The sequence below is a fragment of the Halosegnis rubeus genome, assembly GCF_009184545.1.
Lineage (GTDB): Archaea > Halobacteriota > Halobacteria > Halobacteriales > Haloarculaceae > Halosegnis > Halosegnis rubeus.
In genome coordinates, this window is sequence record NZ_QJOW01000008.1 from 75,381 (window position 1) to 98,084 (window position 22,704).

The following is a 22,704-nucleotide window of genomic DNA, read 5'->3' on the forward strand; positions in this document are numbered from 1 at the left end:
CTCCGAAATTGTCGAGTGTTGCTGAAGCGAATATCAGGGTTAGTCGGAAGCTTGTGACGTATCTTGTTGGAGCGGAGAAGACAGAAGGCACGGATCAAATCCATCTTCCGAAGTTGTGAGTAGTTGAGACCGGTCGTCTCAATGCATACGTCTCAAGCCCTCTGTGCTCAGTTGTTCAGAGTTGGTCGATCGGCTTGTTGATGATCTGGAAGACTTCGCTCGCCCGGTAGACCCGATTCCGGTCTTTCCCGGTGAGTTCTTCGAGTATTTCGTCATTTCCGAGCTGTCCGATCAGTCGGTTGGCTGTGCTGTATTCGACATCCAACCAGTCGGCCGCCGTATTCACGTCCAGATACGGATCTTCGAAGAGCCGCATCACCAGTTCGAGGATATTCTCAGATCGCTCGCTCTGATAGCGCTGTTGATAGTCCTCTCGGAGGTCGACTAGCAGGTTGGCCCGTTGGTGGGCCTCATCTGCTTGCGACTGCACGCCACGTAAGAAAAACAGGAGCCACTCTTCCCAGTCACCGCATTGACTGACAGCCAAGAGATGATCGACGTACTCTGACCGTCGTGCGTTGAAATAGGAACTCAGGTAGAGATACGACTCGGGCAAGAGACCGTCACGTTGCAGGAGGAGACTGATCAATAGCCGCCCGAGTCGTCCGTTCCCATCGAGAAACGGGTGGATCGTCTCGAACTGGTAGTGGATCAGCCCGATTCGGAGAAGTGGATGCAGATTCGTCTCTTGGTTCGCATACTTGAGCAGGTCCTCGAGTAGGTCAGGAATCTCGTCCGGTGGTGGCGGTACGTATCTGGCGTCTTGGATGTATGGCGTACTGCCGATGAAGTTCTGCGTCGTACGAAGTTCCCCTGGGTCCGCCTCATCTCCACGGACACGCGAAAGCAACCGGTCGTGCATCTCGCATAGCAATTCGACGGTGATTGGATCGCCAGTTGTGATCGCATCCAATCCGTGCATCAGCGCGTGCAGATAGTTCACGACTTCTTGAGTACCCTGCTGTCTGTCTTCGTCGATGAGAGCTTCCTGCCCGGCCTCATAGGCGTAGATATCCGAGAGAGTAGCATGTGTCCCCTCGATTTGGGAGGATTCGAGCGCTTCTTTTCGAATGAACGGTTCGATAAGGATTTCTCTCGAGCCGACACGTGGACCGATGCCGTGGAGTCGGCCGAGGGCTTGTGTCGCTTCTGCCAGCGGTGTAATGAGCTGTTCAGTATTGATGGAAGGGGGAAGTGGGTCAGGCCGGAACACCGAATATGTCCCCTTCGATGTCGTTGTGGGAACAATCTCACCGGGCGCTGCCTCGTCGAAGTCATCTCGCTCCATTAGTGGTATCCCTACGAATACGCCCACCACTATTGGTATTTATGGCGCTAAATAAAAATAGCAGGATGGCCGATTGCACCGTTACAACTACTCAGGATCTCTGAGGCCAGGTTTGGAGACACTTTTTTATCCGGTTTTGCGATTGGAACTCCTGCTCAGTATATCTGCATATTCCCCAACGTATCCCTATGCACAAGCAACTGTCTTCCACCCTTCCTCTGGTGGAGTGTCCCCGCTGTAAGCGGGAGCGCGCTCTATCCTTTTTTCATTGATTCGATACCATCCCTCGTATGAGAAACTCCCATATAGCGTCTGCTCAGTACCCGTTCCACCGTCGGTTGATTTGTGCGTATCGATGTTAACAGTCGCCAGTATGAAGAATCCGTTTTCCGAAGTTTGCACGGTCGAACGCGTCCCATCCGTCCCGTCGACCTTCCATCCATCGGATTCAGCCCGTGCAAAGGGATAGGTTTCTTCGACCGATATTGCCGCTGATTTCGCGGTTTCTCTGGTCAGTTCGGATGGCACCTCGGTGGAAGGTAGCGGTGATGACTCCGGTACAGTGCAGTCCCGTTCGGTGGCTGTTTCCGTCGCAATTGTGGTTTGGCTACTGTCGCCTTCCGTGGTTCCATCTGACGGGCTACCCATGCATCCAGCGATCAAAACAGTCGATCCAATTGTGCTCAAAAACGGCCGTCGGCGCATACCCTGTCATTCACTCCCTCTGGTAAGTGTCTTGTCTGTACCTACCGATTGGGTAGATAGAGTCAGGAGTGTATCGTGCCTAAGTCCTCGTAGTGACTCCGACTCGTGAGTCTCGCCAAGCTGTCTTTCGACACATCGCACGTCGATCACGTACTGACTGGCCGACACACAATTCAACGGCCCTGTACGACCGGACCTCGCTTGGCGGGCTGGAATCGGATGTTCGTATCATTTCCACACAGTGGTTCAGACACGACGCTCACAACTCTGTCGAGCAGTTTGTCTGTTCGCTCCCCCTGACGTACTTCAGATTTGAAGCCCACGACCAGTACACGAGTTCAACCCGCTATGAGATGGACACCCTCCTTCGGCTCTTCGTATTGAAGCAACTGCACGGCTGGGAACACGAAACAGTACTCGCAGAGTATCTCGATTCCTACCCGGACCTTCGAGAGTGCTTGGGAATCGGGTCGGTTCCAGACCAATCGACTCTGTGGCGGAGCTGGCACAACCGGTTCACCCCTGACCTTCGTGAGACGATTTCCACGGCCGCTCGGACGATCCTCATCAAAGCACAGAACGCTGGAGTCGAGGTTCCACGTCCTCCAGAACAAAAACTTCCTCAGCGAGACATGGATGCTGAAGAATCGGATCCGGACAATCAGACCGTATTGGAACAGGCGGAACCAGTGGGCCACTGTCCAGCTGGTCGACAACCCCATCCCGATCGTGTTGGATGCTCGCCCTGTTCGGCGAGGTGAGTCACGCAAAGAGATCGTTGAAGACCTTCTCAACTCCGCCGAGGAATTGGTCCATGTCGATAACGTGTTGATGGACCGCGAGTTCGACAGCCAGCACGTCTTGGAGGTGATTAGCCAGCGCGGACTCTCATACGTCGTACCGAAACGAATGCAGACGAGCGAAAGAGCACAAGCAAAGCGACTCCTCCGGCGGGATGATGATCGATACGAAACGGACCGCAAACTCCACCTCGGGAACAACGAGTGGCACGAGACGACGCTGATCTACCGGCGCAATGAGAACGCTGAGCACGATGATCATCGGCAGTACTCGGTGTTCATGTCGAATCATGCGGGCAGTTTTCTCACCGAATACGCGTATCGCTGGGAGATCAAGAGTGGCTACAGATCGATCAAGCGGTTCATGGCTGCGACGGCCTCAAAGGACTTCGGGCTCCGATTCTTCTATTTCGCGTTCGCGTGTCTGCTATATTCGATCTGGCGGGCGGTCGATGCGCTCGTCCAGGTTGGAGTGACCGGTGAGTACGAGCGGTCGCCGCTCGTAGCGGCGGACAATACGCTGACGCTGTTGAAGAAGGAGACAGGAATCGGATAGACCGGCGTCCGTTACTGAGATAGCCGAGTTGAGAGTGGCGACACTATCGGCCAGTGAGGAAAACTCCTGAACTAGTAAGTAATACGATAAGATAGTGTGGTTGAGAGGCGGTCTAAACCTGACTAGTCTCGCTGATTCGTCCGAAACCACGTATTACAGCCCTGCAAAACCCGCTGTAGTCTCAACTTCTAAGCTACGGCCACAGCCGACTGGAATGTTCGAAATACAACACACCAGACGGGGAAGGAAGATTGACCGAACCGCTTGGTGACGACACCGAGAAGCGGTTCGCGTAGACCGGCTACGCTCACAACACTGGGACGGTTCTGTGGGTCGACCCGAGCGAGCCGTACGAAAAGGTTGCGTACGGCCACGACGGGTGGTCGGTGCGTCTCAGTCGTCTGCCGAGACCGAGCCTGCGCCCGTGCGCTGTGACGTGGTAACGGTCCGTTCGTTAGCCGCGACCCACCGCAACAGGAGGAACGCGAACACGTACTTCGCGAACACGTCGAGTGCGGAGTAGCCCCACGAGGTGAGTCCGACCGACTCCACGATGGCCAGCCCCTCGACCCCCAGTGCCCAGATGATCGGGTAGCCGAGCCACAACACGACCGTCATGACCCGGAGCGTGGAGAATATCTCTCCGGTGCCGGCCTCGCTCGCTGCGTCGGCCCATTCGGTCAGCAGGGCGTACAGCACGACGACGAAGAACGCACAGCTGACGACGTAGAACGCCCACCGAATCATGTATGAGGACGTGACCAGTGCGGCCGCGAGACCGGTGACACACATCCCGATGTCGGCGGCGATGACGGTGAACAGGCTTCCCCTGTCTACGTCAGCCAGCAGTCCGAGCGCGAGCAGTATCATCGGCGTCGAGAGCGCCCAGGTGAGGTACCTTCCCCACTGGCTCATGACTTCTTGGCCCGCGAGCGCATGGCCCGCAGGCATCTCGATGAACCCGACCGTCAGTCCCGACACCAGCCCTAGGTAACTGGAGATGGACACGAGCGGTACCATCAGCGTTGCCGCCCAGATGAATCGGGCCCGACTGCTCGTAACTGTCCGTCCCATGTAGACGAACAGGAGAATCGCGAGCCCTGCAAGGGCGATATTCACCCACAGCGAAGAACTCAACAGCGCGTCGTTTTGTATCTGTGTGAATGCGTCTGACTGTGTCGTCTGTAGCAGGGCGTTGCCTACTTCGAGTACTCCCGCGTGCATGCACTCTGTGGTTCACGCTTCACCCACATAAACTGTGAGATGAGATACCAAAGCCGACGGGACCACCGACCCGTCACTCGGCGTCGGGCGTCCGATTCGAGCCGCTCGGGAACCACGCGAGGTCGTGGGCCACGTCGAGATCGACCCGGATGGGTTCGTTGAGGGGAATATCGGCATCGTGGTTGTGCATGCAGCCGACGGTGTCACCGGAGTCGAGGTCGACCCGGTAGAGCACGGTCGGTCCGAGGAACCGACGGTGGACGGCCCGTCCGTTGGCTTCGGACGCATCCGCGGGACGGGCGACCACGTCGTCGGGGCGCAGCATGATATCCACTTCGGAGCCGTCGTACTCCGTCGCGAGGCCGTCGACGTTCGTTCGGCCGATTGGTCCGAGCCCGGTCTCGACGGTGTCTCCCTCGACCCGACCGGAGACGAAGCTCGCGTGCCCGAGGAAGGAGGCGACGAACCGCGAGCGCGGCTGCTGGAAGACGCGCTCGGGTGTGTCTACCTGCTCTAACTGCCCCTCGTACATCACGGCCACGCGGTCGGAGATGGACATCGCTTCCTCCTGGTCGTGGGTGACGGAGACGGCGGTAACGCCGGTCTCCTTGAGGATGCGCCGCACCTCCTCGCGCATCTCGACGCGGAGCCGCACGTCCAGGTTCGAGAACGGCTCGTCGAGCAAGAGCACGTCCGGTTCGGGCGCGAGCGAGCGGGCGAGCGCGACCCGCTGGCGCTCGCCGCCCGAGAGGTCCGTCGGCGACCGGTCGCCGTACTCGGAGAGACCAACGAGGTCGAGAAGTGACTGGACGCGTTCGGGGTCCGACTCCGCCAGCCCGAAGGCGATATTCTCGGCGACGGAGAGATGTGGGAACAGCGCGAACTCCTGGAAGACGAGCCCCACGTCGCGGTCTTCGGGCTTCGTGAAGTCACCGCCGTCGGCGACCGTCGTTCCGCCGACGCGGATCGTCCCGTCGGAGGGCGCTTCGAGCCCGGCAATCATCCGGAGGGTCGTCGTCTTCCCGCAGCCGGACGGGCCGAGCAGCGTGAGTAGCTCCCCGTCCCGGACCGTGAGGTCGAGCCCCGAAACCGCCGTCGCGTCGCCGAACCGCTTCGTCACGTTCCGGAGCCGCAAGACGGGGTCGCCGTCTTGTGTAGCAGTCGTCCGGGTGTCCTGTTCGAACCGCGGCGAGTCGTCGGTCGTCGGCTGTCGGAACTGCTGTGTGTCGTTGCTCATGTCTGTGGCCCTCGCTGGTAGCTCTGCGTGCCGCCGGGGTGGCCTATCGGATTCTCGGTGCCCACCAACTCTCCGCCGGTCGGCGTCGAGTAGAGCGCGAACAGGAGGTCGTTGACGAGATAGTAGCGGACGCGCTCCACGTCCGAGCCGTCGGGATCCGGGTCGGCGCTGTCGGCCCCCATCTGTTCAAGCGTTGCAGCCCGCCGGTCGGGCGAGAGGTCGCGGAACGGTGTGCCGTCCAGCGTCTCACTGTACGTGTCCAAGTACTCGATAGCCGCCGCGACACCGCTGGCGTGGTCGGGACGCGCCCTCGCGCGCGTCTGCGTGAACTGCCGTACGAACGACTCGATACCGTCAACCTCGCTCGGATAGACGACCCGGCCGACAGCGACGAGCGTCGCGAGGTCGGACTCCTCGAGAGGGCTTGACGTGGGTTGGGTATCCCTGTCAGCTCGGAGCCGTTGGACGCCGACGCCGGCACCGACGCCGAGCCCGACGGCTCCGAGCGCCTTCGCGAGGTCACGGCGGCTGAGTTCCATCTGCCACTCGATTAGGGGAGCCGAAAGTTACGTGTTTGGGTCTGCATCGAGCGCCGTCTCGACGAAGATTCCCTCCGGACCGTGGCCGGGGACGTACGCTGCCGCGCCGTCACAGGCACGAGCGTCCCGACACCACTCCAACTCCGGCGAGAGTGCACGCGTCTCGCCACCGACGCGCTCGACGGGCATCTCGACGCGGTAGGTGAAGCCGGTACCGCCGGGGTAATCGATGAACGCCGTCGCGACTACCGGTCCGTCGTCAGGCCGGACGACCGAGTCGGTCCGGCCGTCTGCACCCACGAGCGTGAGCGTGTCGTCGGTCACGTCCACAGTGAAGGAGACGGAGCCGTCGGTCGGCGTCGCACCGTAATAGGTGCTCGTCCCGTCTGCGCCCGACAGCCGGACGGTGACGCTCGTCGCACCTGCCGGGGTCCCCAGTGTCGTGTCGAGGCTGAGTTGCTCACCCCGAACGACCGTGACCGGCTGGACGCGGGCCGCCTGTGGTGACCCGTCTGGCGGATTCCAGAACCCCCGGAACGCGTAGCGATAGAGGTCGCGGTCGGGGTACTCCTCGGCGACAGCGAACGGCTGATCGTGGAGCGCGTACACCGTCTCGCCGTCGAAGCCGGGGTCGTTCCGGAGCGGCTGGAACGGGTGGTTGAGCCAGCCGCCGTAGGTATCGGGCAGGAGGACGACCGCGTCGGTCGGCGGGTTCTCGACTGGTTCGTACGTGTCCTCGTAGGTGTCCGTAATCTCGGCGTTGCGGCCGAGCCGTTCGTCGAGCGAGACGGCGGTCACGCCGGCGAAGATGCCCCCCGAGAGCACGAGAACGACGAGTAAGGCAGTTCGGGCCCGCGGGACTGACAGTCGGGATTCGAGCAGCGAGTGGAGCCACCGGCCACCGTAGAGCGCACCGACGGCCGCAAAGGCCGCCGTCGGCAACAAGAGGTCGAAGTGGTAGTACGGGCCGTGGGTGGCGATGAAGCCGTCGCCCGGCCGATCGAGCACGCCGAGGATGTTGTAGTTCCCCCAGAAGTAGGCGTTCCCGACACCGACCGAGAGGAAGACCCCGGCGAGCGTGAGCTTCCGGGGCGAGGGACGGCGACGGAGCACCGCGAGGACACCGCCGGCGGCGAGTGCAGTTCCGAACAGTCCGCCCGCCACCCAGCTGGTGTAGAGACTCCACAGCACCTTCCGTGACACCTCCAGTGCGAGCCGGGGCGTGTAGACGAGTTCGTGGTCGAGCAGTCGCCGTTGCCCGAAACCGAGCCCGTCGAGGGGGGCAAACTCTTGGTATGGGAAGACGAGCGGCGAGCCGGTCACCACGGCGTTGTATCCGAGCGTGATCGTGACGCCGGCGAGCCCGAGGACGGCGGTCGCAGCCTGTCGCGGGAACGCATCCCTCGGCTTTTGATACAGCGTCCACAGCGCGTGGACGATGAACGGCGTCGCAAAGAGGACGGCCGTGAACGGGCGGGCGAAGAACGCCAGTCCGATTGCCGCGCCCGCGGCGGCGCCACTCCGGAGACTTCCGGTGCGGTCGGCGCGCAGATAACCGTACGCGAAGGCGAGATTCAACAGCGTGGTCGGCGCGTACGGAAGAAACACCGACGCGTCGATGACGAACAGCGGCGACAGCCCGACGAATATCGCCGCGAGCAACCCCGCGCGTGCGTCGAACACCTCGCGAACGACCGCTGCCGTGAGGAGGAGGATTCCCCCGCCGATGCCGACGAGTGCGAGTCGGTAGCCGCCGAGCAGTTCGCCGACGGCGAACATCGCCGCTGGAACCGGTGCGTACTTGGAGTAGAGTCCGTTCTCGCTCTCGATGAAGAACCACGGCCGGAACAGCCCGTCAATCGGCGGCTGAAGCCAGACCTTCCCGTCCAACAACATCGCGGCCTGTTGGAGATACACCCCTTCGTCGTGGTTGAGAGAGTGATACGGGAAGACGGTGTTCGCAACGACCCAAACGCCGATGGCACCGAGGACGACGACTGCGACTGTGGCGGCGAGAACAGGACGCTCGCGGAGGGTGACTCTGGGGTCGCGCATCTACGTTCGCTGCTCCTGGTGGAGGATGACCCCCATCGAGAGCGCGGAGATGACGACGAGCACGAGCGCCGGAATCGCCGCCTGCCCGTACGCGCCGGTCTCGCGCACGCTCCAGATGTGGGTGACGAGCGTTTCGAAGCCGAGCGGTCGAAGCATGAGCGTGGCCGGCAGTTCCTTCATCGTGGTGAGAAAAACGAGCGCTGCGCCCGTCGCGACACCGGGGACGATGAGCGGGAGGGTCACGGCCCGGAACGTCTGGAGCCGCGACCGGCCGAGGGTTCGGGCCGCCTCGTGGAGTCGGCTGTCCACTTGGAGGACCGAGGTGCGTATCGAGCCGACCGCCTGCGAGGAGAAGCGGACCACGTAGGCGAACACGAGCAGTGGAATCCCGTAGTTCCGGTAGACGACCGGTGCAACGTCGAGGGTGAACCACAACAGTGCGAGCGCGAGGACGATTCCTGGGGTCGCGTAGCCGACGTACGGCGCACGTTCCGCCAGCCGCGAGAGCCGGGAGTCGGCGTTTGCACCCCGCAGCCCGATGGGGAGCGCGACGACGAGCGAGGCGACCGCCGCGAGCACCGCGACCTGCACGGAGTTGGCTGCGAACGCCCACTCGAAGGCCATCCCGTCGGAGGCGAGTCCGGTGCCGGGCCGGAACAGCCACGCGGTGAAGATACCGATGGGGAGACCGACAGCGAGGAGACCAATACCAGCTGGCAGTAGCATGGCCGGGTAGCGGAACACGCCGAGGTCGAAGCCGAACTTGCCGCGGTTGCCGCGGCTTTCGTAGGCCCCGTCGTCGTCGGCCCCAATTCTCGATTCGAGAAAGAGCACGACGGCCGTGACGGCGAGCAGTTGGAGCGACAGCAGGGCGGCGTACCCCTGCTGAAAGGCGTCGAACCGGCTGTAGATGAACTGCGTGAACACCTGCACGCGCATGAACGCCGGCGTCCCGAAGTCGGCCAGCGCGTACAGCGCGACCAGCAACGCGCCGGCAGCGATTCCCGGCGCAATCTGTGGAAGCGTCACCCGCCGGAACGCCTCGAACCGGCCGGCGTTGAGGGTTCGCGCCGCCTCGACGAGCGAGGCGTCGAGCGAGAGCAGCGACGCGCGCGTCGTCAGGAACACGTACGGGTAGGTGTAGATGGTGAGGACGAACACTGCACCCCAAAAGCCGAACACCGAGGGAATCTTCTCGATGCCGAGGGGAGCAAGCAGGTCGACGAAGGCACCGCGGGGGCCGAACGCCGAGATGAACGCGAAGGCCCCGAGGTAGCTGGGGACAGCGAGCGGAAGCGCCGCGGCGACGGTCCAGAAGCGCTTGAACGGGAGATTCGACTGGACCGTCAACACGGCAAGGGGAACGCCGACGAGGATGCTCGCACCCGTGACGGCCGCGACGAGTGCGACACTCCGCCCGAGGACGGCAAGCGTCGTCGCCGAGGTGAGCAGTGCGGGAATCTGGTCGCCGAGCGTCGCGGTCTGGATGAACAACCACGCGAGCGGGACGACGAGGAGGAACGCGAGCAGGACTGCGATGGCAGTGACTGTCCGGCCACCGAGGTCACCGGAGCCGTCGAGGCGGTCGGTAATCGGGGCCGGCCAGTCGGGGGCGCTCATCCGGAGACGCCGGCCTCCTCCATCAGGTCGAGGGTCGACTCCAGGTCCGACAGCTCGGAGAGGTCGATTTCGGGCGGGTTCAGCTCGCTGACCAGCGGCAGGTCACCGACGGGTCGGACGCCGTCGATCATCGGGTACGCGAAGCTTCGAGTCGCGAAGAACTCCTGTGCTTCCGCAGTGAGCAGGTGCCGGATGAACAGGTCGGCGAGGTCGGCGTTGCCGGTCCCCTGAATCCGGGTCGCCCCGGCGACGTTGACGAGCGCACCGGCGTCACCCTCCGTGAACGCGAGGTCGATCGGTGCGTCCGGGCGCTGGTTTTGCACGCGCAGCGCGTAGTAGTGGTTCGCGAAGCCGGCCGAGAGTGCGCCGTCGGCCACCTGCTGGGAGACGACGTACTCGTTGCCGTAGCGCTCGGTGCCGGCCTCGCGCATGTCGACGAGCCACTGACGCGTGGCGTCCTCGCCGCGCAGCAGTCGCATCGCCGTGATGAACGACTTGAACGCGCCGTAGGTCGGAGCCCAGCCCATCGTCCCTTGGAGCGCCGGCGTCTCCGGGAACTCGGCGACCTTATTCGGGATGTCGTCGTCGGAGAGTTCGTTCGTGTTGTACGGAATCGCGCGAGCGCGGCCCGCGATTCCCACCCACGCGTTGTCCGGGCCGGTGAAGGAATCCGGAACCGGAGCCGTCACCTCTTCGGGAAGTAACTCGACGGCGTCGTTTTGGGTGACGTACGCGAGCGAACTCGCGTCGATAGACCAGAACACGTCCGCACGCGAGGCCCCGCTGTCGACCTCCTCGACAATCTGTTGAGCGAGCGTCGAGGAGGTGTTCGTCGTCGGCAAAACGGTGAACTCGGGGTACGCCTGCTCGAGAATCTCGACGAACTCGCGGTAGATACCTCCCTCGCCGCCGCCGAGATACAGACTCAACTCCCCCGAGAGATTCGGGAGGTCGTTGATGGAAGTGCCCTCCGGCTGTGGGCGGCCCTCGACGATTGAGCCGGAGCCGCGAAGCTGGGTGAGCGCAGGGACTTCGACCTGCTGTGACGGGCTTTCGCCGTTGTCGCCACCGAGCAGACTGTTACAGCCGGCCAGCCCGGCAGTCACCGCGGTACCGAGTCCGGCGAGATATCGGCGTCGGGTCGAGTCGTTCATATCTGATTTTGGGGACCCTAAATCGGAAAACCGTGTCGATTCGCGTTCAGTCATCGGCGGCCACCTCCGGGGTGCGGCGACCGTCGGATTCGAGCGCGTCGAGGGCTGCGAGCCAGTCGCGCATGTGTTCGCCGACGAAGTTGAGGAACTCGCCGTTGGTCCACTGGTCGTACTCCGTGGCCGCGAGTCGGTCCGCCATCGCGGCGAACGCCTCCCGGTAGCTCTCGGCGCCGGCTCCCGCGGCGTCGACCTCCTCCCAGACGTGTTCGTTGAGTTCGAGCGCCGGGACCTCGTTGTTGAGGTCGTCGAACGTCGACCGCGGGGCCTTGTTGTGCTCACACAGCGGCGTTCCCGTCACCACGCTGTCGCCGAGGATGTCGGCCGCCCGCTTGAGGAAGACGCCCGACCAGATGTCGTCGAACCGGCCCACGTCCCACTCGTTGTCGTCCATCGGCAGCTGGTAGAAGGCCGGGACGACCCGCCGGCGGAACGCGAGGTTCATCGAGCAGACGGTGAGGTAGTTGTCCTCGGCGGCGACGAAGTCCTCGCTGTAGTCGTCGGCGTCGAGTCGGGTCTGTGCCAGCCCTTCGAGGTCACCGTCCATCAGGATGCGGATGGCGTCGAGGTCCGGGACGTTCGTCCACAGCCCCTGTGAGGCGACGACCTCGCCCTCGGTAAGCTGCGTCGTCGACTCCGCGATCGTCTCGCCCATCGCGGCGTAGGGGTAGCCACGCGGGTAGAGATCGTGGTCGTCGGCGTTCTGATAGAGGACGTTCACCCACCGCTCATCGGAGCTGACCTCTCGAATCTCGCCCGAGCGGTCGAGGTTCTCGTAGTGGCCGCCGAAGAAGTCGGTGTCGTGGGGGAGTGTGTCGTCGTCGATGAAGAAGCCGAACTCGAAGTCGCCTTCCCACATGTAGAGGAGTCCGAAGGAGGTCTCGGCGTGGGAGGCGGCCGGCACGACGTGGCCGTAGTCGCTCATGCCGTGGTCGTCGTACCACGCCTCGCGGTCGCTGCCGTCGTACACTGCCCCCGCCACGTCGAGGTCGTCCAGCATCGCCTCCATCGCGTCGGTGTCACAGAACTCCTCGGTAACGACCAGGAAGAACAACCGGTCCTCATGGCCGTACTCGCGGGCATTTGCGACGTACTCGCGGATGCACTCCCATTCCCGAATCGTCGGGACGATTACGCAGGTGTCCGTCATACCCGACACGTAGTTTAGGCCTTCCTAAAGCGTGTCGATGTTTAGGCTCCCCTAACAAGCGCGAACGAGCGGGTTCAAGCCCGCCCGTCGGCGCGTGTGTGAGTGTGACCGAAGAACGACTGGTCGGCGGCTACAGCGGTCGCCTGCTGCTCGCGGTGTCTGTCGGTTGGGCCTTCATTCAGGCTGGCAGACTCGTCGTCTCGCCGCTGCTCCCCGAGATTAGCGGCCAGTTCCGGCTCTCGCCGACCCAAGAGGGGTTGACCGTTACGACAATCTGGTTCGTCTACGCCTGCCTCCAGTATCCGAGCGGGCGGCTGTCGGACGCACTCACCCGCACCACGCTGCTCGTCGCCGGTCTCTGTGTCATCGCCGTCGGCTTCCTGGCCTTTGCTGGCGCACCCACGTATCTCGTCTTACTCGCCGGCGCTGTACTCGTCGGCTTCGGCGCGGGGCTGTATCCGACGCCCGCACGCGGACTCGTCTCCGACCTCTACGTCGAGCGCCGTGGACAGGCGTTCGGGCTTCACACGGCCTCCGGCGACGTTGGTGGCGTCATCGCGGCCGGGCTTGCCGTCGTGACCCTCGCCGTTGCCTCGTGGCGCGGGGCATTTCTCCCAGTCGCGGCCGTTCTCCTCTGTGTCGCGCTCGCGTTACACGCCTGGAGCCGCGAGGGGTACCACGTCGAATCGGTCGAGCTTGAAGTCGGGGCGACCGCCCGGCGACTGCTCGGGGACCCGGGGACTCGGCGGCTGATACTGGCGTACGCGCTGTACGCGTTCACGTGGCAGGCTGCGACGGGACTGCTGCCGACGTTTCTCCGGCGGTCGAAGTCGTTCTCTCCGGCCATCGCGACCGCGAGCTTCGGGACGCTGTTCGTCGTCGGCGCGGCCGTCAAACCCGTGGCCGGCGGGCTGGGCGACCGGGTCAGACGGGACCGGCTCGCGCCGGCCGCGCTCCTGCTCGCTGCGGTCGCGCTCACTGGCGTCGTCCTCGCGTCGAGTGAACTCGCCGTGACGGTCGGCGTCGTCGTCTTCGCCGCCGGGCTGATGTCGTATCCACCGGTTATGTAGGCGTATCTGATGGACACCTTCCCGACCGAAAGCATGGCCGGCGACCTCGGCGGGATGCGCTCGCTCTACATCGGACTCGGCTCGCTCGGGCCGACAGCGGTCGGCTTCGTCGCCGGACGAGCCAACTATACCATCGCGTTTGCCGGCCTCGCCGGCTGTCTGCTCGCCGCGGTCACACTCATCCTCACCGGCGAGTAGCCCGACCCGAAACGTTACCACAGGTCCACGAGAGTGGCTGGTATGACCGACGTAGCGATTATCGGCGCGTCGATGACGCAGTTCGGCGAGCGCGGCGGCTGGGTGTGTGACCTCCTCGCCGAGGCCGCGACCGACTGTCTCGACGACACGGGGGTCCGTGCCGACGCGCTCGACCACCTGTACGTCTCGAACATGGCGAGCGGCGAGTTCGAAGGACAGACCGGCGTCCCGAACGCACTGGCACACGACATCGGCGCGCTCGGAGCTTACACCCAGCGCGTCGACCAGACGTCTTCCTCCGGCGGCGCGGGCATCTACGCCGCGTGGCAGTCGATTGCCTCCGGCGCGAGCGACCTCACCCTGCTCGTCGGCGGTGAGAAGATGACACATCGCACGACCGGCGAGGCGACGGACGTAATCGCCTCACTCACCCACCCGGCGGAGTACAAACACGGCGTCACGCTCCCCTCCTTTGCGGGACTGACCGCACGCGCGTACCTCGACCAGTACGACGCCCCCCGCGAGGCGCTCGCCGAGGTGGCCGTCAAGAACCACGCCAACGGCGTCGACAATCCACACGCGCAGTTCCGCAAGGAAATCGACCGGGAGACCGCCCTCGACTCGCCGCTCGTCGCCGACCCGCTCCGACTCTACGACTTCTGTCCCATCACCGACGGTTCGGCCGCGCTCCTGTTTTGCCCGGTCGACGTGGCCGAAGAGTACACCGACGACTATGTGCGCGTGGCCGGCGTCGCCGGCGCGACCGACACCCACGTCGTCCACGAGCGCCCGGACCCAACGAGGATGAACGGCGTCGTGAAGTCCGGCGAACGCGCCTTCGAACAGGCTGGGCTTGCACCCGAGGACGTCGACGTAGCAGAGCTTCATGACATGTTCACCATCCTCGAGTTCCTCCAGTACGAGGACCTCGGCTTCGCACGGAAGGGTCACGCGTGGGAAGACGCGATGGACGGGACGACCGCCCGCGACGGCGACCTCCCGATCAACACCTCCGGCGGGCTCAAATCGAAGGGCCACCCCCTCGGTGCGTCGGGCGTCGCACAGGGGTACGAGATTTACCAACAGCTCACCGGGCAGGCGGGGAAACGACAGGTCGATGCCGAGGTCGGACTCGCCTGCAACGTCGGTGGCTTCGGGAACTGCGTCACGACGGCCATCTTCGAGGTGGGCGCATGAGTCTCGACGCCGGCTGCTGTCCGAACGGCCACCTCTCGTGTCCCCCGCACCCGCGCTGTCCGGAGTGTGGCGAACCACAACCCGAGACGGTCGACCTCGCCGACGAAGCGGCGACGGTCGTGACGTGGACGACGTCCTACGCCACGCCGCCGGGCGTGCGCGAGCCGAACACCCTCGCAATCGTCGAGTTCGAGGAGCACGACGTGCGACTGCTCGGGCAGGTCGACGGCGACGTAGAAATCGGTGACCGCGTCGAGCCGACCTACACCGAAGAGCTCCGAGACCCCGAGGCCGGGATTCGCGAGCCGGCGAGTCAGGCGTGGGACGGTTACCGGTTCTCCCCGTCGTAGTCGTCGAACACCGTCCGTTCGTCCGCGACCTCGTCGCGAATCGTCTCTAGCTCTCCCTCCACGTCAATATTGGTCCCGTCTTCACCCCCCTCGCTCGCGGTCGCGTCGGTGACTGGTATCTGTACTCCCTCCCCGATGGGCGTCTGCTCGGGGTCGCCAGCCTCCTCTGTCTCCTCGGCCGGGAGACGCCCGTCGACGCGGTCGCGAATCTCGGCCCGGAGGTCACGCACTTCCTGGAGCAGTTCGCGGGCCTCGGGATCGGTCGGATCACCACGGAGCGCGGCGGTCACGTCCTCGACGGCGCGGTCGACCGTCTCGACGGCGGCCTCACGGCGCGCCCGGGCGCGGGCGGTCGTCTCCTCCGTGCCCTGGAGCAGTCGAATTGCGCCCGCGAGTGCCTCCAGCGCCCGGATGTTGGCTTCCAAGCCGGCAATCGCCGTCGGGATGGCGTACCGCTCGGTGAACTGGAGCACCCCGTCGCTCGCGTCGGCGCGGTCGCGAAATTCACGGAGTCGGTCGGCGAGTTCCCGCACGGTCGGCGAGAGGTCGTCCTCGGCGTCGCTCATAGCCGAGGGTTGGGCAAGCAGAACTAAAGGTCCGCCGTTGGCCCAGGGAGATTCACTCCGAACTGACGGAGACGCCGACGATGTCGCGCTGGGAGTCCAGTACGCCCGTGTCGAGCGTGCGGACGAGCGTATCCGGCTCGTAGGCGAGTTCGCCGGCGACGACGCCGTCCGGTCTGACGACCAGCGAGCGCCCGGCGTACTCGCTCAAGCGGGCGTCCGCCACCTCCTTGCGACCGGTCCGGCCACAGGCGACGACCCAGCGAACGCCGTCGAGCGCGCGAGCACGGGCGAGCAGTCGCCAGTTCGCGGCGTGGGTCGACGGCCACGCGCCCGAGACGAACAGCGCGTCGACGCCAGCATCGAGGAAGGCGGCGCTCTCGTGGACGAAGTTCAAATCGTAACAGGTGAGCAGCCCCGTCCGACCGGCGGGCGTGTCGACGACGACCCGCTCCTCGCCGGGCGTGAGCCGTTCGGACTCGCTGCCCCAGAGGTTCCGTTTTCGGTACGGCGTCAGCTCACCGCCCGGGGTGATGTACGCGGGGGTGTTGTGGTACTCGCCGCCCCGCTGTTCGATACAGCCGACGAGGACGGCGGTTTCGGTCTCGTCCGCGTGTGCGCGCAGACGGTCGAATATCGGAGATTCAAGCGCGAGTGACGGCTTCAACTCGGTCGTCGAGGTCGGCGAGTCGGTCGACCACGGTCGCGACGTTCGTCTCGGGGGCGAGGTCTGCCACCTCAATTTGGCAGGCAGCGACGGTCGGGTCCATATCTCGGCTGTCGGCGGCGTCGGCTTAGCCCCCGTGAAGTTATGTCGCGGCTGTTCGTACGACCGGTATGGCAGAAGTGTACGCACTGGCGTGGGCTGGACTGAAGTGGAGCTACGACGAGTACGGCGTGAAGGGTGCGGCGGCGTTTCTCGTCGCTGGACTGCTCGCGTACTATCTCGTGATGGAGCGGTTCCGCGAGAAGTTCGAGGACGTCGACGTGGACGCCGACGCGGTCGCGGAGGCGCTGCCCGACGACGTGACCGAGGCGCCCTAACGCCACAACACCATCGCGTCGTAGCCGTCGAAGTTTGTCCCGTCGACGACACGGCGCGCCTGTGCGTCGTGAACCGTCTTTATCGCCCGAAGCTCCGTGTCCGACAGCGACAGCTGCTGGCCGAACTCCGTCCAAATCGACGACTCGACGGCGAGTACGTAGGCGTCGCCGGTTCGCTCGACCAGCGGCTCGTAGGGGAGAAACCGCCGCCACTCCATCACCAACTCGTCGATGCCGGGAGTGGTGGCGGCGTGGTCGTAGTGGTCGACGAGTCGGTCTCGAAGGGTCGCGGCGTCGAGACCGACATCGGCTGCGGTCTGCTCTATGACCTCGTCGTCGAACGGCGCGAGTGAGTCCATACTCGCGGTAGGCGAGCCGTCAGGTTGTGCATTTCGTCGCTGTCGACACCGTTAGGTAGGTGACAAGAGAGGAGAGCGTATGCAGTATTTCGAGGACATGGCGGAAGGTGACGTGCGCGAGTTCGGCGAGTACACGATGACCCGCGAGGAGATACTGGAGTTCGCGAACCAGTACGACCCGCAGCCGTTCCACACCGACGAGGAGGCGGCACAGGAGTCGCAGTTCGGTGGACTCATCGCGTCGGGCTGGCACACCGCCTCGGCGTGTATGCGGATGCTCGTCGACAATCACCTCTCGGAGTCGGCAAGCGCCGGTGCGCGTGGGATTCGCGAGCTGAAGTGGATTCGTCCGGTCCGGCCGGGCGATACGCTCACCTGTGAGTCGGAGGTCATCGAGACGGATCCCGGCAAAGGGCCGGTCGGGACGGTGACGAGTCGACTCACCGGCTTCGTGGACGGGGAGCCGGTCGTCCAGTGGACGGCGGAAGCGATGTTTGAGAAGAGAGCGGCTGAGTGAAGCGAAGCCGCGGGACTCGAACGGGGAGGAGCAGCGCGACGACCCGTGAGAAGCGAGAGGCCGAGTGAAGCGGGGCCTCCCAGAGCGACACGCGGACAAAAGAGCGGCTGAGTGGAACGGAGCCGCGGTATTCGAACGGGGAGGAGCAACGCGACGAAACCGAAAGCTTCGGTAGCCGCGGGCCGGGCCACGAGATATGGACGAACAAGCCCGCGTTGCGCGGTTCGTCGACGAGCACGACCTCTCATGTCCGCCTGCCTACCGGCTGCTCGACCTCTCGGCTGAGGTGGGCGAACTGGCGGCGGATGCGACCGAGTCCAGCGAATACGGCACAACGCCGGACGCGCTGTCGGTGAAAGAGGACGAACTCGGCGATACGCTGTTTGCGCTCCTCGCGCTGTGTGAAGAGCTGGACGTGGACGCCGGCGAAGCGCTCGACACTGCGATTGGCAAGTACGAGGGGCGGCTCACGGAGCGAGGAGACGCCGGCAGCCAGTAGCTACAAGCCGACGGGGCTAAAGCACCGCAATATGCACACGCGCGCCACGGAGTTCAGCGAAATCGCACGCGACCGGTACGACTTCGACCCCGACATCGAGGAGTTTCCGGCCGGAACCAAGACCGCAGCAGACGCGGCCGAGGCGGTCGGCTGTGCGGTGGGACAGATTGCCTCGTCTATCGTCGTCGAAACCGAAGACGGGCTGGCGGTCGTCGTGACCAGCGGCGCGAACCGGGTGGACATGAGCCTGGCAGCCGAGGTGCTCGGCGTCGAGCACGTGTCGATGGCCGACGCCGACGAGGTTCGCGAGACGGCCGGCTGGTCTATCGGCGGCGTGCCGCCGTTTTGTCACGAGACGCCGGTGCCGGTCGTCATCGACGAGACGCTGTTCGAGTTCGACGAAATCTGGGCGGCCGCCGGGACGCCCCAGGCGGTGTTCGAACTCACACCGGACGAACTGGCGTCGCTGTCGGGTGGTGAACGGGCTGCGATAGCCGAGTCGTAGCCCTCCGGTTCGCCGCTTCGACCGAGATTAAGTGAGGAGACGCCGAACGCACGGGCATGGGCTACCGGGTCGTTTCGACGGACGCAAAGACGGCTGACGTGCTCGCTGACGCCGGCTGGGGCGGCCACGAAGTCACCGTCGAGATACTGGACGCAGCCCGGGAGGCGGACCTCGCGAGTGGGGTCGCCGGCGCGACGGCACTGGTCGTTGACGCCGGGACGCAGGTGACAGAGCCTCTGCTCCGGGAAGCGAATCCCGGACTCGTCGTGCGTGCCGGTATCGGCGTCGACAACATCGACATCGCGACCGCCCGCGAACTGGAGATTCCGGTGGCGAACGCCCCGGAGTACTGTCTCGAGGAGGTGGCGACCCAGCCGCTGTCGTTACTACTCTCGACGTGGCGACAGCTCCGCCCCTACGACGAGCAGGTGCGGGCAGGCGGATGGGCGCGTCGCGAGCAACCGATACGACGGCTCTCGACCGTGACGGTCGGCATGGTGTCGTTCGGGAAAATCGCACAGCGGTTTGCCGACCTACTATCGGGCTTCGACTGCGAACTGCTCGCGTACGACCCCTACGTGCATGAATCTGTGGCTGCCGCCCGCGATGTCGACCTCGTGGCGTTCGACCAGTTGTGCCGCGAGTCGGACGTGCTCTCGGTGCATGCGCCGTTGACGCCGGAAACCGAGGGTCTCGTCGACGGAACCGCCTTCTCGGCGATGCCCGACGACGGGATCGTCGTCAACACCGGACGCGGCGTCGTCGTCGACGAGGAGGCGCTGGCCGGGGCACTCGACGCCGGTGATATCGGCGGGGCCGGACTCGATGTGCTATCGGCCGAGCCTCCCGAGACGCTCCCGACCGACCATCCGAACGTCGTCTATACGCCACACGCCGGGTGGTACTCGGAGCAGGCGATACAGGAGTGTGCGGCCACGATCGCAGACGCCGTCGTCGCGTTTCTCGACGGTGAGACACCGGAGACGCTGGTCGACGACTCGTGGATGTCGGGATAACGACGCAGCGAAACCGCGTTGTACCGACTCGGCGACGGCAGCCGAGTCGGGTAAGCGGTGTCGGGCAAACACCGCCCCACGCCGGATGTGTCAGAGGCATCCCGGCATGAACCAACTCAGACTCGGATGTATTTACCCTATCTGACGGTGCGCTTTCCGGTATCTGGTATTAGTTAATAAATCCTTCCCCTAGTTAAAATAGACGAGGGACAGAACGCTTTTGAATATTCCACCGGAGAAACATTTGATGCCGGTGGTGACCGAAATCCTCCCGCTGTTTGCCCGCCGGGAGCAACTGCTCGAACAGCTCCACGGCGGGACACGGTCGAAGACGACGCTCGCCGAGACGCTCGATATCTCGCGTTCGACCGTAGACCGGTCGGTGCGGACGCTGGCAACGGCCGGGATGGTCAAACGCCAGCAGGGCGGGTACGGATTCACGCTCACCGGCCGGCTCCTCTACGAGGAGTTCCGCTCGTTCAGCGAGCGCGCGGAGTCGCTGGCCACGGCCCAGCGGTTGCTCTCGTCGCTCCCCGCCGATACGGAGCTCCCTCCGGAGGTCATCGTCGGATCCACGGTGACGTATCCTGAGTCGACCGCGCCGTACCGGCCGATGGAGCGACACGTCGAGATGATTCGCCGCGCCGACGAAGTTGACCTGCTCGCGACGACCGTCGCTCCGCGGTTCATCGACGCCTACAGAGAGCAGGTGCTCAACGGTGAGTTGACGCTGCGGGCCGGACTGAGCCCGTCGGTCGCAGAGCGCGTCGCAACGAACCACGGCGAGACGGCACGAGAGATGATTGCCGCCGGCGGGCTGACCCTTCGCGAACTCGACCAGCGACCGCCCTTTTCCTTCACACTGTCGCGAGTCGGTGACACGGAGTATCTCTCCTTGCTCGTCTACGGGACGGAGGGACTCAACGGCTATCTCGTCAACGAACGCCCAGAGGCGGTCGCGTTCGCGACCGAACTGTTCGAGCGCTACTGGGCCGAGACGACGGCGTGGCCGGCCGGAGACTCCCGCGTCTCGTCGTGAGACGGCCGTCAGACGCGTCGGCAGCGTTAAGGAAACGGCCCCTGTTGCTGGCGGTATGAACGAGGACGTTCCACAGGAGATTACATCCCTCGTCGGCCGCGAGGTGTACTCGAACAACGGCGTGTTCGTCGGACAGGTTGAGGACCTTCGGCTCGACCTCGACACTGAGACCGTCACCGGTCTCGCGCTCGGCTCGCTGAACCACGACCTGTTTCACGGGCGCGCGGCGGGAGCCAACGGTGTCATCATCCCCTACCGGTGGGTCCGGTCGGTCGGCGACGTGATTTTGATCAACGACATCATCGAGCGGATGAAAAACACCGACGACGACGCGCAGGCAGTCGCGTAGCTCAGGCGTTGTTCGTCGACTCCCCACTCGACGATTCGACGCCCATCGCCGCGAACAGCTTCGTCTTGACGGCTTCACGAACGAGCGACAGCAGGGTCTCTTGGTTCTCCTCGGTCGTCTCGATGCCGGTGAAGATGCCGAGCGGAATCTCGACGGTCGCGTCTGTCGAGTGGCCGACCACGTCGCCGCTGTCGCCGAACGCGTCGGCGAGCACGGAGCCGATGTTCATCCGGATATCCTTCGAGCGCGCGGCGAGATAGATGGTATCGTCGGCAATCGCGAACACCGCGGTCGTCGTGATGCCTTCCAGGTTCAGGAGATGTTGGGCGGCCTCGGAAAGCGCCTCCCGGTTCCGGATGAACCCCGCGTTCGAGACGAGGTGGCTCCCCTGCACGTCGCGGTTGCGAATCGCCTCCGCGAGTACGTCGAGCGTCTCGGGACTCATCGACGGCGACTCCACCTGTTCGAGCGTGTCGTGGTTCGCGAACGGGTAGAGATACGCCGCGGCCGTCAGGTCCGCCGGCGTCGTGTCGCGCTTGAAGTCCAGCGTCTCGGCGCGAATCCCGTACAACAGCGCCGTCGCCACGTCCTCCTGAAGATTCAGGTCGAACTCTTGGATGTACTTCGTGAGAATCGTCGAGGTGGACGAAACGTTCGGTCGCACGTCGATGAACGTCGGGTCGTACTCGATCTCCGGCTCGAAGTGGTCGATGAAGATTTCTACGTCGCCCTCGACCGCCGGCTCGGAGGCCTTCGCGTGGTCGACTAACGCCAGCGTGTCGTAGGTGTCGAGACTGACCTCGGACAGCGGCGTCAGGTCGATACCGAAGAGATTCACGAACGCACGATTCTCCTGGTGGCCGATTTCGCCGTCGTAGAGGATATCCGCCTCGACGCCGCGAGCCTCCGCGATGGCCTTCAGCGCCACGGCGCTCGCGATGGAGTCGGGGTCGGGCGACCGGTGGGTGAGAATCGCCATCCGCCGGTCGGTCTGGTCGATGACGTTCGCGAGCTGTTCTGTCTTGTACTCCAGTTCGCCGGTCTCCAATGCCCGCAGCGCGGAGTCTGCGATGACAGCCGACGGATTGATGACCGTGTCGACGCCGAGTTCGGTGAGTTCGTCGGCGGTCACGGGGTCGGAGGCGCGGACGACGATGAAGTGGTCGCTGCCGTGTTCGCGGATGTTCTCGACGGCGGCGCGGTTGGCGTCCACGTCCGACGAGAGGATGAGAATCACGTCGCGGTCGGCGACCGTCTCGGCGGTCTCGGGGTCGGAGATGTCACCGACCCGGGCGTTGAGGTCCTGGTCGCGGAGCGCCTCGACGCGGCCCTCGTCGCGGTCGAGGATGAGAACGTCTTTTTCCTCGCCGACGAGCGCCTCCGCGACGGCGTGGCCGACGCTCCCACAGCCCAAGATTGCGTAGGTAGACATCGACGCCATCGAGATACCGGTGCTCATACCCGCGTTGGGTCGTCCTCTCACTTAACTTCCCACCTCTGCCCGAGTCACGCGGGAACCGTGCGACGGCGCGGCGGTGGACCGAAACGCAAGG

At 64.4% G+C, this 22,704-nt stretch carries 22 protein-coding genes and 2 pseudogenes; 12 read left to right on the forward strand and 12 right to left on the reverse strand.

Going from position 1 to position 22,704, the window contains the following annotated elements:
• Positions 1-175 precede the first annotated feature (175 nt).
• The gene (locus tag DMP03_RS13515) at positions 176-1,378 is read right to left on the reverse strand and encodes a Fic family protein (protein ID WP_235908817.1); all 1,203 of its coding nucleotides are present in this window, start codon (positions 1,376-1,378) and stop codon (positions 176-178) included.
• 863 nt (positions 1,379-2,241) lie between these two features.
• Here DMP03_RS13515 and DMP03_RS13520 point away from each other — a divergent pair.
• Positions 2,242-3,409 (forward strand): annotated as a pseudogene (locus tag DMP03_RS13520) (transposase); the annotation flags it as partial.
• A 393-nt stretch (positions 3,410-3,802) separates the two neighbouring features.
• Here the strand turns inward: DMP03_RS13520 and DMP03_RS13525 are convergent.
• The 7 genes from DMP03_RS13525 to DMP03_RS13555 form a co-directional block, all read right to left on the reverse strand.
• Complete coding sequence (locus DMP03_RS13525) at positions 3,803-4,633, reverse strand: bacteriorhodopsin (protein ID WP_152121074.1); 831 nt, start codon at positions 4,631-4,633, stop codon at positions 3,803-3,805.
• Positions 4,634-4,706: 73 nt separating this feature from the next.
• Positions 4,707-5,870, reverse strand: coding sequence for an ABC transporter ATP-binding protein (locus tag DMP03_RS13530; RefSeq protein WP_152121075.1), 1,164 nt, complete (start codon positions 5,868-5,870; stop codon positions 4,707-4,709).
• Positions 5,867-6,409: a gluconate 2-dehydrogenase subunit 3 family protein gene (locus DMP03_RS13535; protein WP_152121076.1), complete on the reverse strand. Its 543-nt coding sequence runs from the start codon at positions 6,407-6,409 to the stop codon at positions 5,867-5,869. Before DMP03_RS13535 ends, DMP03_RS13530 begins: the two co-directional genes overlap by 4 nt.
• A 27-nt stretch (positions 6,410-6,436) precedes the next feature.
• Positions 6,437-8,464 (reverse strand): ArnT family glycosyltransferase, encoded by a 2,028-nt coding sequence (locus DMP03_RS13540; protein ID WP_152121077.1) that lies wholly within the window; start codon positions 8,462-8,464, stop codon positions 6,437-6,439.
• Positions 8,465-10,084 carry an ABC transporter permease gene (locus tag DMP03_RS13545; protein ID WP_152121078.1) on the reverse strand — a complete coding sequence of 540 codons (1,620 nt, stop codon included), beginning with the start codon at positions 10,082-10,084 and terminating at the stop codon, positions 8,465-8,467. It abuts the gene before it with no gap.
• The gene (locus DMP03_RS13550) at positions 10,081-11,238 is read right to left on the reverse strand and encodes an extracellular solute-binding protein (protein WP_152121079.1); all 1,158 of its coding nucleotides are present in this window, start codon (positions 11,236-11,238) and stop codon (positions 10,081-10,083) included. Before DMP03_RS13550 ends, DMP03_RS13545 begins: the two co-directional genes overlap by 4 nt.
• A gap of 46 nt (positions 11,239-11,284) precedes the next feature.
• Positions 11,285-12,445: an alpha-1 4-glucan-protein synthase gene (locus tag DMP03_RS13555; protein ID WP_152121080.1), complete on the reverse strand. Its 1,161-nt coding sequence runs from the start codon at positions 12,443-12,445 to the stop codon at positions 11,285-11,287.
• Positions 12,446-12,549: 104 nt separating this feature from the next.
• Here DMP03_RS13555 and DMP03_RS13560 point away from each other — a divergent pair, with 104 nt between their 5' ends.
• From DMP03_RS13560 to DMP03_RS13570, 4 genes are read left to right on the forward strand one after another with little or no spacing between them, the layout of a single operon-like run.
• A complete protein-coding gene (locus DMP03_RS13560; RefSeq protein ID WP_225870839.1) occupies positions 12,550-13,515 on the forward strand; it encodes an MFS transporter in 966 nt (321 codons plus the stop codon).
• Positions 13,516-13,524: 9 nt separating this feature from the next.
• Complete coding sequence (locus DMP03_RS14735) at positions 13,525-13,713, forward strand: hypothetical protein (RefSeq protein WP_225870838.1); 189 nt, start codon at positions 13,525-13,527, stop codon at positions 13,711-13,713.
• A 42-nt stretch (positions 13,714-13,755) separates the two neighbouring features.
• Positions 13,756-14,910 (forward strand): thiolase family protein, encoded by a 1,155-nt coding sequence (locus DMP03_RS13565; protein WP_152121081.1) that lies wholly within the window; start codon positions 13,756-13,758, stop codon positions 14,908-14,910.
• Positions 14,907-15,260: a Zn-ribbon domain-containing OB-fold protein gene (locus DMP03_RS13570; RefSeq protein ID WP_152121082.1), complete on the forward strand. Its 354-nt coding sequence runs from the start codon at positions 14,907-14,909 to the stop codon at positions 15,258-15,260. The genes DMP03_RS13565 and DMP03_RS13570 overlap by 4 nt, the downstream gene beginning before the upstream one ends.
• Here the strand turns inward: DMP03_RS13570 and DMP03_RS13575 are convergent.
• A complete protein-coding gene (locus tag DMP03_RS13575) occupies positions 15,239-15,826 on the reverse strand; it encodes a DUF7547 family protein (RefSeq protein ID WP_152121083.1) in 588 nt (195 codons plus the stop codon). The two genes, DMP03_RS13570 and DMP03_RS13575, sit on opposite strands and share 22 nt — an antisense overlap.
• Positions 15,827-15,878: 52 nt before the next feature.
• Positions 15,879-16,593, reverse strand: a pseudogene (locus DMP03_RS13580) (carbon-nitrogen hydrolase family protein).
• Positions 16,594-16,660: 67 nt separating this feature from the next.
• Here DMP03_RS13580 and DMP03_RS13585 point away from each other — a divergent pair.
• Positions 16,661-16,867, forward strand: coding sequence for a hypothetical protein (locus DMP03_RS13585; RefSeq protein WP_152121084.1), 207 nt, complete (start codon positions 16,661-16,663; stop codon positions 16,865-16,867).
• On the opposite strand, the gene DMP03_RS13590 is transcribed toward DMP03_RS13585, so the two are convergent.
• Positions 16,864-17,226: a hypothetical protein gene (locus DMP03_RS13590; protein WP_152121085.1), complete on the reverse strand. Its 363-nt coding sequence runs from the start codon at positions 17,224-17,226 to the stop codon at positions 16,864-16,866. The genes DMP03_RS13585 and DMP03_RS13590 overlap by 4 nt on opposite strands.
• 79 nt (positions 17,227-17,305) lie before the next feature.
• Between DMP03_RS13590 and DMP03_RS13595 the strand changes: the two genes are divergently transcribed.
• The 6 genes from DMP03_RS13595 to DMP03_RS13620 all read left to right on the forward strand — a co-directional run bounded on the left by DMP03_RS13595 (position 17,306) and on the right by DMP03_RS13620 (position 21,151).
• Entirely contained in the window at positions 17,306-17,743 is a 438-nt protein-coding gene (locus DMP03_RS13595) for a MaoC family dehydratase (protein ID WP_152121086.1), read from the forward strand.
• 196 nt (positions 17,744-17,939) lie between these two features.
• A complete protein-coding gene (locus DMP03_RS13600) occupies positions 17,940-18,242 on the forward strand; it encodes a MazG nucleotide pyrophosphohydrolase domain-containing protein (protein WP_152121087.1) in 303 nt (100 codons plus the stop codon).
• A gap of 31 nt (positions 18,243-18,273) precedes the next feature.
• The gene (locus DMP03_RS13605; RefSeq protein WP_152121088.1) at positions 18,274-18,747 is read left to right on the forward strand and encodes a YbaK/EbsC family protein; all 474 of its coding nucleotides are present in this window, start codon (positions 18,274-18,276) and stop codon (positions 18,745-18,747) included.
• A gap of 56 nt (positions 18,748-18,803) precedes the next feature.
• Positions 18,804-19,763: a C-terminal binding protein gene (locus DMP03_RS13610; RefSeq protein ID WP_152121089.1), complete on the forward strand. Its 960-nt coding sequence runs from the start codon at positions 18,804-18,806 to the stop codon at positions 19,761-19,763.
• 247 nt (positions 19,764-20,010) lie between these two features.
• Entirely contained in the window at positions 20,011-20,802 is a 792-nt protein-coding gene (locus DMP03_RS13615; RefSeq protein ID WP_152121090.1) for a helix-turn-helix transcriptional regulator, read from the forward strand.
• A gap of 55 nt (positions 20,803-20,857) precedes the next feature.
• Positions 20,858-21,151, forward strand: a complete 294-nt coding sequence (locus DMP03_RS13620; RefSeq protein ID WP_152121091.1) for a PRC-barrel domain-containing protein — start codon at positions 20,858-20,860, stop codon at positions 21,149-21,151.
• Between the two features lies 1 nt (position 21,152).
• Here DMP03_RS13620 and DMP03_RS13625 read toward each other — a convergent pair whose 3' ends face one another.
• Complete coding sequence (locus DMP03_RS13625; protein WP_152121092.1) at positions 21,153-22,610, reverse strand: DHH family phosphoesterase; 1,458 nt, start codon at positions 22,608-22,610, stop codon at positions 21,153-21,155.
• Positions 22,611-22,704: the final 94 nt, after the last annotated feature.